12 protein-coding genes are annotated in these 12,666 nt (G+C 73.6%); 9 read left to right on the forward strand and 3 right to left on the reverse strand.

From position 1 onward, the window contains the following. Nucleotides 1-73: 73 nt before the first annotated feature. Nucleotides 74-922, forward strand: a complete 849-nt coding sequence (locus LUW87_RS16245) for a peptidylprolyl isomerase (RefSeq protein WP_232672253.1) — start codon at nucleotides 74-76, stop codon at nucleotides 920-922. 92 nt (nucleotides 923-1,014) lie between these two features. Beyond that, complete coding sequence (locus tag LUW87_RS16250; protein WP_232672254.1) at nucleotides 1,015-1,872, forward strand: peptidylprolyl isomerase; 858 nt, start codon at nucleotides 1,015-1,017, stop codon at nucleotides 1,870-1,872. Nucleotides 1,873-1,914: 42 nt separating this feature from the next. On the opposite strand, the gene LUW87_RS16255 is transcribed toward LUW87_RS16250, so the two are convergent. After that, entirely contained in the window at nucleotides 1,915-2,589 is a 675-nt protein-coding gene (locus LUW87_RS16255) for a Type 1 glutamine amidotransferase-like domain-containing protein (protein WP_232672255.1), read from the reverse strand. 238 nt (nucleotides 2,590-2,827) lie between these two features. Here LUW87_RS16255 and LUW87_RS16260 point away from each other — a divergent pair, with 238 nt between their 5' ends. The 6 genes from LUW87_RS16260 (at nucleotide 2,828) to LUW87_RS19395 (ending at nucleotide 9,375) form a co-directional block, all read left to right on the forward strand. Then, on the forward strand, nucleotides 2,828-3,685 hold the full coding sequence (locus tag LUW87_RS16260; protein ID WP_232672256.1) for a 3-hydroxyacyl-CoA dehydrogenase family protein: 858 nt from the start codon (nucleotides 2,828-2,830) through the stop codon (nucleotides 3,683-3,685). Between the two features lie 89 nt (nucleotides 3,686-3,774). Further along, nucleotides 3,775-4,443 (forward strand): leucyl/phenylalanyl-tRNA--protein transferase, encoded by a 669-nt coding sequence (aat, locus tag LUW87_RS16265; RefSeq protein WP_232672257.1) that lies wholly within the window; start codon nucleotides 3,775-3,777, stop codon nucleotides 4,441-4,443. Between the two features lie 168 nt (nucleotides 4,444-4,611). Continuing rightward, nucleotides 4,612-6,588, forward strand: coding sequence for a protein meaA (locus LUW87_RS16270; protein WP_232672258.1), 1,977 nt, complete (start codon nucleotides 4,612-4,614; stop codon nucleotides 6,586-6,588). 143 nt (nucleotides 6,589-6,731) lie between these two features. After that, entirely contained in the window at nucleotides 6,732-7,328 is a 597-nt protein-coding gene (locus LUW87_RS16275; protein WP_232672259.1) for a hypothetical protein, read from the forward strand. Beyond that, on the forward strand, nucleotides 7,325-8,719 hold the full coding sequence (locus LUW87_RS16280) for a sensor histidine kinase (RefSeq protein WP_232672260.1): 1,395 nt from the start codon (nucleotides 7,325-7,327) through the stop codon (nucleotides 8,717-8,719). The genes LUW87_RS16275 and LUW87_RS16280 overlap by 4 nt, the downstream gene beginning before the upstream one ends. Then, nucleotides 8,716-9,375 (forward strand): response regulator transcription factor, encoded by a 660-nt coding sequence (locus tag LUW87_RS19395; protein ID WP_232672261.1) that lies wholly within the window; start codon nucleotides 8,716-8,718, stop codon nucleotides 9,373-9,375. The genes LUW87_RS16280 and LUW87_RS19395 overlap by 4 nt, the downstream gene beginning before the upstream one ends. A 122-nt stretch (nucleotides 9,376-9,497) precedes the next feature. On the opposite strand, the gene LUW87_RS16290 is transcribed toward LUW87_RS19395, so the two are convergent. After that, a complete protein-coding gene (locus LUW87_RS16290) occupies nucleotides 9,498-10,583 on the reverse strand; it encodes a hypothetical protein (protein WP_232672262.1) in 1,086 nt (361 codons plus the stop codon). A 251-nt stretch (nucleotides 10,584-10,834) separates the two neighbouring features. On the opposite strand from LUW87_RS16290, the gene LUW87_RS16295 reads away from it, so the two are divergent. Beyond that, nucleotides 10,835-11,611, forward strand: coding sequence for a GGDEF domain-containing protein (locus LUW87_RS16295; protein WP_232672263.1), 777 nt, complete (start codon nucleotides 10,835-10,837; stop codon nucleotides 11,609-11,611). A gap of 42 nt (nucleotides 11,612-11,653) precedes the next feature. Here the strand turns inward: LUW87_RS16295 and LUW87_RS16300 are convergent, their stop codons facing one another. Next, the gene (locus LUW87_RS16300; protein WP_232672264.1) at nucleotides 11,654-12,658 is read right to left on the reverse strand and encodes a hypothetical protein; all 1,005 of its coding nucleotides are present in this window, start codon (nucleotides 12,656-12,658) and stop codon (nucleotides 11,654-11,656) included. Nucleotides 12,659-12,666 lie beyond the last annotated feature (8 nt).

A 12,666-nucleotide genomic window follows, 5' to 3' on the forward strand; every position in this document is an offset into this window, starting at 1 on the left:
GGCGCTCCACGCTACCGGTCTCGGCAGGGCGCTCCCGAATCCCCACGTCACGGGCGGTACCGTCGGAGGCGCCATGGCCCCGACCTCCCGACGCACCCACGACCCCTCCCGCCGACCCGCCGCCGAGGCGACCGCTCAGCGCCGGCGGGCCTCGCTGCGCAAGAAGCGCATCGTCGCCATCATCATCGCCGGCGCCCTCGTGCTGTCCACCGTCGCCGGGGTGATCGCCGCCTCCACGTCCACCACCACGGACTCGACGGCCCCGACCTCCACCACCCTCCCCACCACCACGGAGGTGCCGGCCACGGGCATCGAGCCGACGGGCGCGCCGAGGGGAGAGGCCCTCACCGGGGCCACGCCGTGCCCCCCGGTCGACGGCTCCGCGGTGCGCACCACCTCGTTCGCCGAGCCCCCGCCGATGTGCATCGACCCGACCCGCTTCCACACCGCGGTGGTGACCACCGATGCCGGGGCCCTCACCTTCCAGCTCAACCCGCAGCGGGCGCCGGAGTCGGTGAACGCCTTCGTGGTCCTGGCCCGCTACGGCTTCTACGACGATGCCCCGATCACCGCTATCGCCCCGCGCGGCTGGTTCGAGGCCGGCGGGCTGCTCGCCGGCGACGGACCCCCGGCCGGCTTCACCATCCCCGACGAGGCACCCCCGCAGGGCCAGATCTTCACGCCCGGCACCATCGCCATGGTCGGCGACGCCGGCACCGCCGGACCCAACAGGGGGGCGTTCCTGGTGGCCACCTTCGAGAACGCCCCCGCCATCGACCAGGGCGTCTCGTCGTTCGGCATCCTCCTCGACGGCACCGCCACCCTGGCAGCCATCGACGCCGCGGCAACGGCCGACGGGCGGCCGGCGCGGCCGATCACCATCGAGTCGGTCACCGTCACCGAGAGCGACCCCATCCCGTGAGGCGCCTGGGCCCAGGTTCCCCGGGCCGGAGCTCGCGGGGCGAGGCACCCGCGGCCGATCTGCCGGGTGCGCCGCGGTAGCGTCCCGGCCCGATGGGAACCTCCAAGCGTGAACGTCAAAAGGCCGGCCACCAGGCTCGCCAGTCGGCCATCGCCCGGGCCGAGGCGGCGGCGGCGCGTCGGCGGCGCTACGTCCAGGCCGGGGTGCTCGCCCTGTTCGTCCTCGTGGTGATCGGCGGCGCCGTGGTGCTGTCGAACCGCGACGACGGCTCCGACACCGCCGCCCCGACGACCACCGTCGACCCGCAGGCCGGCACGCCCGTCGAGCTGCCGACGCCGCCGGGACCCGGTGCCACGATCGAAGGCGAGACCCCGTGCCCCGAGGCCGACGGCTCGTCGGAGCGCACCACGTCGTTCAGCGCCGCCCCGCCGATGTGCATCGACCCGGCCAGCAGCTACACCGCTCGCTTCGACACCAGCGCCGGGCCGATCAGCGTGGAGCTCGATGCCGCCTCGAACCCCGAGACGGTCAACAACTTCGTGGTGCTGGCCCGCTACCACTACTACGACGACACGGCCATCTTCCGGGCCGACCGGAGCATCGAGATCATCCAGGGTGGGGCGCCCACCACCAACAGCGCCAGCGACCCCGGCCCGGGCTACACGATCGCCGACGAGGGGGGGCCCTACACCTACGAGCCCGGTCAGCTGGTCATGGCCCGCACCGCGGCGGAGGACTCCGCCGGCGCCCAGTTCTTCTTCACCGCCGGCCCCGCCTCCTCGGCGCTCGACAGCCAGGGCACGTACGTCGTCTTCGGCACCACCGACGAGGCGGGCCTGGCCGTCGTCCAGCAGATCCTGGCTTCGGCGGTCGACGACCCCACCAGCGGCCTGGGCGGCACCCCGGACCCGCCCGTGGTGATCGAGGGCATCGAGATCACCGAGTCCTGACGGAGGTGCGCCCCGGCCCGGCGGCGACGCCCGGGCGCCCCGTCAGAGGGTGTCGGCGGGGAGGTCGGCGAGGGTGGCCTGGTGGCCGCCGTGGTGCACGGTGACGAGCCCGTCGCCGATGCTGCGCCACGTGCCGTCGGGGTCGCGCACGATCCCGGAGCGCTCCGGGAGGCTCACCAGGTGCAACGACGGGGGGGCCAGCTCGACGGTGCGGCGGACCTTGTCCGGTGACCAGGTGTCGGCGCGGGGGATGACGGCCACGCCGGGCACGACGCCGAGGCCCACGGTGAAGGCCCCGCCCCGGGTGTCGACCATGGGATCGCAGAGCACGTCGGCCCCGGCCCCGCTGCCGGCCAGCACGGCGCCGTCGTGCCAGGCGTCGACCAGCGCGGTGAACAGCGGCGTGTCCTTGAGCACCGAGCGCAGGTGCATGGGAGAGGTGCCCACCATGTACACGAAGCGGGCTCGACGGATGACCTCGACGTGCTCGGCGACGAGAGCGTCGGCCCGGCTGTAGACGGGCACCTCGCGCACTTCGGCCCCGAGGTCGCCGAACCAGCTGGTGGCCGCCTCCACCGCCCGCTGGGGCCCCTCGTAGGCGAGGCCGGTGGGGAGCAGGGCGACCTCGGCGCCGCCCGAGGCCTCGAGCAGCTCGGTGTCGAACTCGCAACCGGCGGTGAACTCGCCGCCACCGACGAGGGCCAGCAGGCCGGTCATCGCGACCCCTCCCACCCTCGGTTCGGGGTTCCCGGTCGAACCCCGCCGCTCTCGCTCACACCGATCGACATCACGGCCCTTTCCGACTCGCTCGTACCGACAGTCTGGCCCGTCGGGCGGCTCCCGCCCGCCGGCCGTCACCTCGCCGGGCCCGATGGCCCTGGACCCTCGAACCTACCGACCGGTAACATGCGGGAGCACGCAGGCGACGGAACCTGCGCGGGGAAGGGAACTCGTCATGGCGATCGCACGCATCGGCATCATCGGATCCGGGATCATGGGCTCGGGCATCGCCGAGGTGGCCGCCACCTCGGGCATCGAGGTCGTCCTGCGGAGTCGCCAGCGGGCCTCCGCCGACGCCATGGTGGCCGCCCTCGAGAAGTCCCTGAACCGGCAGGTGGAGAAGGGGCGCCGCCAGGCCGACGATGCCGCGGCCGCCTTGGCCCGGGTCACCGCCACCGATTCGCTGGCCGCGCTGGCCGACTGCGACCTGGTGATCGAGTCGGTGGTCGAGGACCTCGACGTGAAGAAGGCCCTCTTCGCCGAGCTCGACGGCATCTGCGCCCCCGGCACCATCCTCGCCACCAACACCTCGACCCTCCCGGTGGTCGAGATGGCGATGACCACCGAACGCCCCGACCGGGTGTGCGGAGTCCACTTCTTCAACCCGGCACCGGCCATGAGCCTGGTCGAGATCGTCCGTCCCCTCACCGCCAGCGACGACACCATCGCCCAGGCCCGGGCCTTCGCCGAGGCGTGCGGCAAGGACGCCGTGGAGGTGAAGGACCGGGCCGGCTTCATCGTGAACGCCCTGCTGTTCCCGTACCTCAACAACGCGGTGCGCATGCTCGAGAGCGGCACGGCCAGCCGTGACGACATCGACACCGCCATGAAGGGCGGCTGCAACTTCCCGATGGGGCCCCTCGCCCTGCTCGACCTGGTCGGGTTGGACACGTCGCTGGCCATCCTCGACGCCCTCTACGACGAGTTCCGCGACCCCAACTACGCGGCCATGCCCCTGCTGCGGCGCATGGTCACCGCCGGCCACCTCGGCCGGAAGTCCGGTCGGGGCTTCTACGACTACGCCACGCGCTGACCCGATCCCCGCGCCGAGCCCACCCGACTCGGGAGCGAGCCTCGCCCGCCCGGCTCGACCACCCCGGCCGGGCGGGTAGAACGAGGGGCGTGCCCGTCGAGCCGCCCCGCACCCCGTGGGAGTTCCCCGATCTGGCCGACGTGCCCGGGGGCGACGACCTGGTGGCCGTCGGTGCCGACCTCGAGCCGGGCACCCTCGTGGCCGCCTACCGCCACGGGTTGTTCCCCATGCCGCTGTCCGGACACCGGGCCATGGCCTGGTGGTCGCCGGACCCACGGGGCGTGCTGCCCCTCGACGGCCTCCGGGTCACCCGGTCGCTGCGACGTTCGCAGCGGCGCTACGAGGTCCGCGTCGACACCGCCTTCGACGACGTCGTCGAGGCCTGCGCCGACCCGGCCCGCGACGGAGGATGGATCTCCGACGAGATCCGCCGGGCCTACGCACGCCTGCACGAGCTGGGCTGGGCCCACTCGGTGGAGACGTGGGACCCGGCCACCGGCACCCTCGTCGGCGGCCTCTACGGCGTGCACGTCGACGGCCTCTTCGCCGGGGAGTCGATGTTCCACCGTGCCCCCGACGCGTCCAAGGTGGCCCTCGTCGCCCTCGTCGAGCACCTCCGATCCATCGGCGTCGTGCTCCTCGACGTGCAGTGGCTCACCGACCACCTCACCAGCCTCGGCGCCGTCGAGATCCCCCGCGTCGACTACCTCGCCCGCCTCCGACAGGCACTCGACACCACCACCGCGCCCTTCGCCTGAGCGGGCCTTCCCCGAGATGTCCCGCGGCCTTCGACGTGGACGCCCGGCCCTGTCGGCTCCTGTGTCGACGTCGCCGGGCGAGGTCGACGGGACCACAGGGTCCCCCATGCGAGTTACCGGACGGTCATCGTTGTGACAGCGGGGCCGATCTTGGGGAACGATTGGGAGATGGACGCCGCCGAGTCGCCCACCCCGGCCCACCACGAGCGCGACCGCCCCTGGGTCATGCGCACCTACTCCGGGCACTCCACCGCCAAGGCGTCCAACGAGCTGTACCGCACCAACCTGGCCAAGGGCCAGACCGGCCTGTCCATCGCCTTCGACCTGCCCACCCAGACCGGCTACGACCCCGACGACCCCAAGGCCCGGGGCGAGGTCGGCAAGGTCGGCGTGCCGGTCGCCCACCTCGGGCACATGCGAGAGCTGCTCGACGGCATCCCGCCCGGCGAGATGAACACCTCGATGACGATCAACGCCCCGGCGGCCTGGCTGCTCGCCCTCTACGTGGCCAACGCCACCGAGCAGGGCGTGGCCACCGATTCGCTGCGGGGCACCACCCAGAACGACATCGTCAAGGAGTACCTCTCCCGGGGCACCTACATCTTCCCGCCGGAGCCCTCCAAGCGGCTCATCGTCGACATGGTCGCCTACTGCGCCCACCACGTCCCCAAGTGGAACCCGATGAACGTCTGCAGCTACCACCTGCAGGAAGCGGGCGCCACGCCGGTGCAGGAGATCGCCTACTCCCTGGCCACGGCGATCGACGTGCTCGACGCCGTACGGGACTCCGGCCAGGTCGAGCCGGAGCAGTTCCCCCAGGTCGTCGCCTCCATCTCCTTCTTCGTGAACGCCGGCATCCGCTTCGTCGAGGAGGTGTGCAAGATGCGGGCCTTCACCGAGCTCTGGGACCGCATCACCCTCGAGCGCTACGGCGTGACCGACCCCAAGGCCCGCCGCTTCCGCTACGGCGTGCAGGTCAACTCCCTCGGCCTCACCGAGGCCCAGCCCGAGAACAACGTGCAGCGCATCGTGCTCGAGATGCTCGCCGTCACGCTCTCCAAGGACGCTCGGGCCCGCTCGGTGCAGCTCCCGGCCTGGAACGAGGCGCTCGGACTCCCCCGACCGTGGGACCAGCAGTGGTCGTTGCGCATGCAACAGGTCCTGGCCTTCGAGACCGACCTGCTGGAGTACGACGACCTCTTCGCCGGGTCCCACGTCGTCGAGGCCCGCACGGCCGAGCTGGTCGAGGCCGCCACCACCGAGCTCGACGAGGTCCTGGGCATGGGCGGCGCCTTCGCGGCCATCGACGAGCTCAAGGGCCGTCTGGTGGCGTCGAACACCGAGCGGGTCCGCCGCATCGAGTCCGGCGAGCTGGTGGTGGTCGGCGTGAACCGCTTCACCGAGACGGCCGAGTCCCCCCTCGGCGGCGAGGAGAACATCCTCAAGGTCGACCCCGCCCTCGAGGCCCGCACCATCGCCGAGGTGCAGGCCTGGCGAGCCGACCGTGACGCCGACGCGGTCGCCGGGGCCCTCGACGAGCTGCGCCGGGTCGCCGGCACCGACGAGAACATCATGGACGCCACCATCGCCGTGGCGGCCGCCGGGGGCACCACGGGCGAGTGGGCCGGCGCTCTGCGCGAGGTCTTCGGCGAGTACCGGGCCCCCACGGGTGTCGCCGCGGCCGCCGGGACGGGCGCGCTCTCCACCGGCCTGCAGGCCGTCGCCGACCGGGTGAAGGCCGATCCCGGCGGACCTCCTCGCCTCCTGGTCGCCAAGCCCGGCCTCGACGGGCACTCCAACGGCGCCGAGCAGATCGCGGTGGCCGCCCGCGACGCGGGCATGGAGGTCATCTACCAGGGCATCCGGCTCACCCCCGAGCAGATCGCGGCCGTCGCCCGCGACGAGGACGTCGAGGTGGTCGGCCTGTCGATCCTCTCGGGCAGCCACCTGGACCTGGTGCCCGACGTGGTCGACCGCCTCCGGGCCGCCGGGGTCGACGCACCCGTCGTCGTCGGCGGCATCATCCCCGAGGACGACCGGCCCCGCCTGCTCGCCGCCGGCGTCGCCCGGGTGTACACACCCAAGGACTTCGAGCTCGCCCGCATCATGGGCGACATCGCCGATCTCGCCCTCGAGGCCCGCTGACCGGCCCGCCGGGGTGCGACGACGGTCGACATGGGGTGCCCGCCACGAGGCACGATGGTGGGCAGGGCGCCGACGAGCATGAGGACGCGACCGGCGGGGAAGGTACGGGCCCGGCAGGGGCGTGCTCCGGGGGGAGACCACGAGTGATCGACGAACCAGCCACGGACACCTCCGCCGCTCCCGCCCGCCGGCGTGGTCCGACCGCCGCCCGGGTGGTGCTCGCCCTGGGGCTCGTCCTGGTGGCGGTGGCGCTGGTCGTCACCGCACTGGAGACCACCAGCACTCCGATGCCCGGCCCCGTCGAGGTGGCGGCCGGCGTCGATCCGGGTGAACCCGGTTCCGGGGGCCCCGAACGGGTCGAGCCGCTCGGTCCCCGGGTCCTCGCCCCCGACCGGGCCGACCCGACGGCCTCCACCGCGACCGCCCCGACGACGTCTGCTCCGGCGATCACCGCGGCCCCGGCCCCACCGCCGCCACCGACGGGTGGCTCGGCGACCCGGGCCCCCACGTCCTCGGTCGCGCCCGACCCGGTCGCGATCCCGGCCCCCGGGTCCCTCCTCGAGGACCCGACCGCTCCACTCGACCCGATCACCTCACCCACCTCCACGCTGCTGCCACCGCTGCTCGACCCCGACGAGCCGCTCGTGGTCCCCTTGCCGGGGCCCGACCTCACCGTCCCCCTCCTGCCCGGGATCGATCCCGAGCTCGGCGGCCTGGACGACCTGCTCCGCCCCCGGTGAACCGGCCCCGAGGCTGGGCCCGCATCGGTGTCCGGGGACGGGTCGTCGCCGCCTTCCTGGTCATGCTGGTGCTGGCCGAAGGGGTGTCGCTCGTCGTGTTGCGCCAGGTCGGCGAGGCCCGCATCGACGAGCAGGCCACCGACGAGCTCCTGGCCGCCGCCGAGCCGTTCCGGACCAGCGTGGCCGACACCCTGGAGCCCGGCTCGGGCGCGCTCACCGAGGTGTTCGACGACTACCTGAGGACCCGACCGGCGCGCACCGACCAGGCCTACCTGGCCCTGCGGCGAGGTGAGCCCTACGCCGTCTCCGCCGGGGCACCCGTCGAGCTCGACCGGCTGCCGGAGGTCGAACGCTGGGCCGACCTCTCCACCACGACCGAAGGAACCACGACCACGGCGGCCGGAGCGACGCGCTGGTTGGCCGTCCCGGTCGTCGCCGGGTCCGACGTGCTCGGCACGCTGGTGGTCGCCCAGTTCACCGATGCCCAGAGCCAGGCGCTCGAGTCGACCGTGGTGACGGTCAGCCTGGTCACGTTGCTGTTGCTCGCCGGCGCCGCGCTCCTCGCCTGGGTGGCGGCGGGGCGGGCGCTGGTGCCCCTGCGGCGCCTGGCCCGCACCGCCGAGTCCGTCAGCGGCGGCGGCGACCTCGACGCCCGGATCGAGGTGGTCACCGATGACGAGACGGGACACCTGGCGCGGTCCTTCAACGCCATGCTCGACCGCCTCAGGGGGGCCTTCGACAGCCAACGGCAGTTCCTCGACGACGCCGGCCACGAGCTGCGGGCGCCCATCACCATCGTGCGGGGGCACGTCGAGCTCCTCGACGACGACCCTGCGGTGCGCCAGCAGGAGGTGGCCCTGGTGCTCGACGAGCTCGACCGGATGGACCGTCTCGTCACCGACCTGCGCCTCCTCGCCCGATCCCAGCGACCCGACTTCCTCAGCACCGCACCGGTGGACGTCGACGCCTTCGTCACCGCCGTGGCCGCCAAGGCCGGGGCGCTGGGCGAACGCACCTGGGTGGTGTCCGCCGACAGCGAGGCCACGGTGCGGGTCGACGCCCAGCGCCTCACCCAGGCCGTGCTCAACCTCGCCGACAACGCCGTGCGGGTCACCGACGCAGACGCCACCATCGAGATCGGGGCCCGTCGCGACGGGGACGCGACGGTCACCTTCTGGGTGGCCGACGACGGGCCCGGCATCGATCCCGCCGACGTGCCCCACCTCTTCGACCGCACCCAGCACACCGTCCCCACCCGGCCCGGGGGCACCGGGCTGGGCCTGCCGATCGTGGAGGCCATCGTGCGCGCCCACGGCGGTAGGGTCGCCGTGCACAGCGATGTCGGCGTGGGGACCCGCATCGAGCTCACCCTTCCGGAGGCGCCCGCGTGAACCGTGTGCTCGTCGTCGACGACGAGGAACGCATCACCGCGTTCGTCGAGAAGGGGCTGCGCAAGCACGGGTTCACCACCATGGCGGTGCACGACGGCGACAGCGCCGTCGATCTGGCCCGCGACGGCGACTTCGACCTGGTGGTCCTCGACGTCGGCCTGCCCCGCCGAGACGGCTTCGAGGTGCTGCGCTGCCTGCGCGAACGCGGCGAGCGCCTCCCGGTGATCCTGCTGACCTCACGCGACGGCATCGACGACACCGTGCGGGGCTTCGACGTCGGCGCCGACGACTACCTCACCAAGCCGTTCCGCTTCGACGAGCTGCTGGCCCGGGCCCGGGCCCGGCTGCGGGAGCCGGGCCGGGCCGAACCCACCACGGTGTCCGCGGCCGGGGTCACCCTGGACCTGCGCACCCGCCAGGCCACGGTCGACGGCGACGAGGTCGACCTCTCGACCCGCGAGTTCACCCTGGCCGAAGCGCTCATGACCAACGCCGGCGCCGTGCTGACCCGAGAGCAGCTCCTGAGCCGCGTCTGGGGCTACGACTTCGAGGGGAGCTCGAACGTGGTCGAGGTGTACGTGGGCTACCTGCGCCGCAAGCTGGGCTCGTCCTGCATCGAGACGGTCCGGGGGACCGGCTACCGGTTCCGGCGCTGAGCCTCAGGTCGGGCAGCCGCGGCCTGTGAAGAACGCGGCAGTGGCTGCCCCCGACGGGGCAGCCACTGCGCTCGGACCACCCGGGAGGGGAGGCCTCGTCGCCTCCCGCCAGGGGGTCGCCGTCAGAGCCCGAGGTCGGCGGTGACGTCGGTCTCGACGCCGACGTCGGCCGAGAGCCCACCGTCACCGGGGGCGGGGAGAGGGAGCGGCAGGCCGTCACCGGGCAGGGGGAGCCCGCCACCCGGGAGGGGCAGTGCGCCACCGTCGGGCAGCGGCAGGGGCAGCCCGCCCACGTCGGGGAGGGGCAGGGGCGGCACCGGCACGGGCAGAGGCGGCAGCGGCAGGGGCAGCCCGCCCGGCGCCGGCGGAGCCGGGGTGTCGCCCTCGCCGCCCTCGCCGCCACCGTCGGTCTCCGGGGGCACGCTCACGCACCCGGGGGCGGGGACCGGCGCACCGCTGACCGACACGCAGACCTCGGCCTGGGCGGGGGCCGGCGCTCCCGGCTGAGCGGGCGGATCGGCGGGGGGATCGACCGGCGCGTCAGTCAGGGGGGCCGTCGTGGGCGGGGCGGTGGTGGGCATGGGCTGCTCACCGGCACCTTCGTCGATGGCGGTCGTGTTGAGGTTGAGCGCCGGGTCGTTCGGCGTGCAGGTGGCCACGCCGAAGTTGGTGTCGGCCACCACCTCGGACCACACCTTCCACTCGATGAGGTCGTCGGCCGGGGCGTCGGTGATCGTCTGGTCCACCACCACGGTGGGGATCTCCACGGCGCTGGAGCTCACCGGGCCGGTGAAGGTCACGACCAGGTCGGTTCCGACGATCTCGTGGCTGCCGGCCATGTTCCCGCCCTCGAAAGCGACCGCATCGGTGGACACCACCTCCTCGGGGATGGGGGTGGTGACCTTGAGGCTGTTGATGGTCACCTCGACGGGCATGGCGCCGAACCCCTGGTCGATGCGCAGGGTCTGGGCGCCGCCGGGGGCGATGGGGTCCACGGCATCGTCGACGCCCATGGGCACCACCATGTCGACGGCGGAGCCCCCGAGCGAACAGGTCGCGGCCACGTCCGTCTGGACCGGGTCGGCCGACGCACCGCCGTGGAGCCACACGGCCCCGCCGGCGGCGACGAGCAACGTCGCCCCTGCCCCGGCGGCCAACGCTCGGCGGCCCCTCGTGCGGGGAACCATGGTCTCTCCGGTCGTGGTCATGCATCCTCCTCGTGTCGTCGCCCTGGGCGATCCGTGGGGGTGAGGATGGACGGGAACCCTGTGGCCGGCCTGTGGGGGCGATGAGAACCTTCTCAGGATCCTCGGCGCGCCGATCGCGGGCGGGACGGTCCGCCACGCGCGATCCTCTCGGGGTGCAGAAGCCCGCCCCGACCGGCCCGCCACCGGGCGCCCCTCGTCGCCGGCACGCCGACCGCGCTCACGAGACGCCGCCAGGAGCCGACAGGCAGCAGATGGATCGACGCACACCGCTCGCGGCCGGAAGCGGCCTGCTCGCCGTGGTGGCCGGCGTGTCCGCCGCTCTCGGCGCGCCCGCGGCGGTGGGCCTGGTGGCGGCCCTGGCTGGGGCGATGGCGGCGGTCCTGGCCGTGGGCGCACTGACCCAGGCCCGGGCCAGCGAACGGAGGGCGGTGGCGGCCGAGACCCAGATCGACGGCCTGCGCGGTGAGCTCCACGTGGCCGATCAGGGGCGACGAGACGCCGAGGCCCGCCTCGAGTGGCGCACCCAGCTGACGGCGGTCCGACGGGCCACCGAGGACGACCACCTCACCGACGCCACCACCGGGCTGCTGGCTGAGGGCTGGTTCGTGGTCGCGCTCGAGTCCCGGCTGGCCGGCGCCCGCCGCAACCTCCGTCCGGTCGCCGTCGTGGTGCTCGACGTCGTCGTCGGCCTCAGCGGCGGACGACCCGCCCCGGCCGACCCCCGCCGGGTGGCCGCCGCCGTCACCGCCACGATCCGCGAAGCCGACGACGCGTTCCGTCTGCGCGACGGTGTCTTCGCCCTGCTGTTGGACGACACCACCGACACCGGCGCCATGTGGACCGCCGAGCGGGTTCGCGATGCCATCGCCGGCGTCGAGCCCGATGCCGTGCTCTGGGCCGGAGTCGCCTGCTACCCGGCCCACGGCCTCACGACCGACGAGGTCCTCGACCGAGCCGACACCGCGCTCGATGCGGCCCGAGAGTGGCGCCAGCACCGCATCGAGGTGGCGACGAGCGTCGAGAGCTGAGCCGCGGCGGCCCCACGGGACCGCCGCTCCGGCACCAAGACCTCAGGCCGGACCCTTGACGATGCGTCGGACGTGGCCGCCCCCGGAGCGCCACATCACGGCGTCCACCGCGTAGTGGTGCAGGTTGAAGTAGGCGAACAACAACACCGCCACCAGCGGCCCGGCGGCCGTGGAGGCCATGGCCCCACCCAGCCACATGGGCAACCAGTACGACAGCAACATGCCCGTGGCCAGCGCCGTCCCGAACACCGTGGCCCACCACACGACCGGACGCGGCTCGCGGCGCTCGGCCCCCCAGCTCACTTCGGCCCGATGCGCGCACACCAGGTACTGCAGACCGTGGAGGGCACCGAGCACCAGGAAGGTGCTCACATGGCCAGGGGTCCACACGAAGAAGAGGTAGGCGACCAGGTAGGGGGTCCACATGGTGGCGGGCGGCAACGTCCGGGCGTGGACGGCGAGGCGCACGAAGGCGCCCCCCACCACCACCAGCGAGACGACGGCCACGACCTCGAGGGCTCGTTCCGTGATCGGGGGGAACACCTCGAAGCCGCCGGCGAAGCCGTAGCTGGCCGGCCGGTAGCCCCGGGTCCACACGATGGAGGCATTGAGGAACCACAGCGGGTACAGCCCGTAGCGCAGCACCCGGGTGGACGCCCGATCCAGGGGCAGCCCCCCGAGCGAGGCCCCGACCCGCGCCACGCCGTAGGCCTGCTTGACGTAGTGCCAGCCGGTGAGGGTGAAGACGGAGACGAGCAGGAGGCGCACGCCGAGCACGGCCAGGCCGCCGGCACCGAGCACGGCTGCCACCACCACCGCGAACGACACCACCCCCAGCGCCGCCGGCACCCCGACGAGGGCCGGCCAGTTGCGGCGCACCTCGGCCCGTCCCTGCCCGTAGGCCAGGTGGTAGCTGATCCCGAAGTGGGTGCCGGTGATCGCGAGCAGCAGCCACATGAAGGGGCCGGTGATGGTCGGGATGCCGTCGCCGCCCAGGCCGAAGGGGCGGGCCAGCACCACCCAGGCCACGATGCCGACGCCGCCCACCAGCCACC

The organism is Rhabdothermincola salaria (genome assembly GCF_021246445.1).
In the GTDB taxonomy this organism is placed as follows: domain Bacteria; phylum Actinomycetota; class Acidimicrobiia; order Acidimicrobiales; family Acidimicrobilacustridaceae; genus Rhabdothermincola_A; species Rhabdothermincola_A salaria.

Coding starts and splice junctions, on each gene's coding strand:
- LUW87_RS16245 (WP_232672253.1), top strand. CDS start 74: ATGGCCCCGACCTCCCGACGCACCCACGACCCCTCCCGCCGACCCGCC.
- LUW87_RS16250 (WP_232672254.1), top strand. CDS start 1,015: ATGGGAACCTCCAAGCGTGAACGTCAAAAGGCCGGCCACCAGGCTCGC.
- LUW87_RS16255 (WP_232672255.1), bottom strand. CDS start 2,589: ATGACCGGCCTGCTGGCCCTCGTCGGTGGCGGCGAGTTCACCGCCGGT.
- LUW87_RS16260 (WP_232672256.1), top strand. CDS start 2,828: ATGGCGATCGCACGCATCGGCATCATCGGATCCGGGATCATGGGCTCG.
- LUW87_RS16270 (WP_232672258.1), top strand. CDS start 4,612: ATGGACGCCGCCGAGTCGCCCACCCCGGCCCACCACGAGCGCGACCGC.
- LUW87_RS16290 (WP_232672262.1), bottom strand. CDS start 10,583: ATGACCACGACCGGAGAGACCATGGTTCCCCGCACGAGGGGCCGCCGA.
- LUW87_RS16295 (WP_232672263.1), top strand. CDS start 10,835: ATGGATCGACGCACACCGCTCGCGGCCGGAAGCGGCCTGCTCGCCGTG.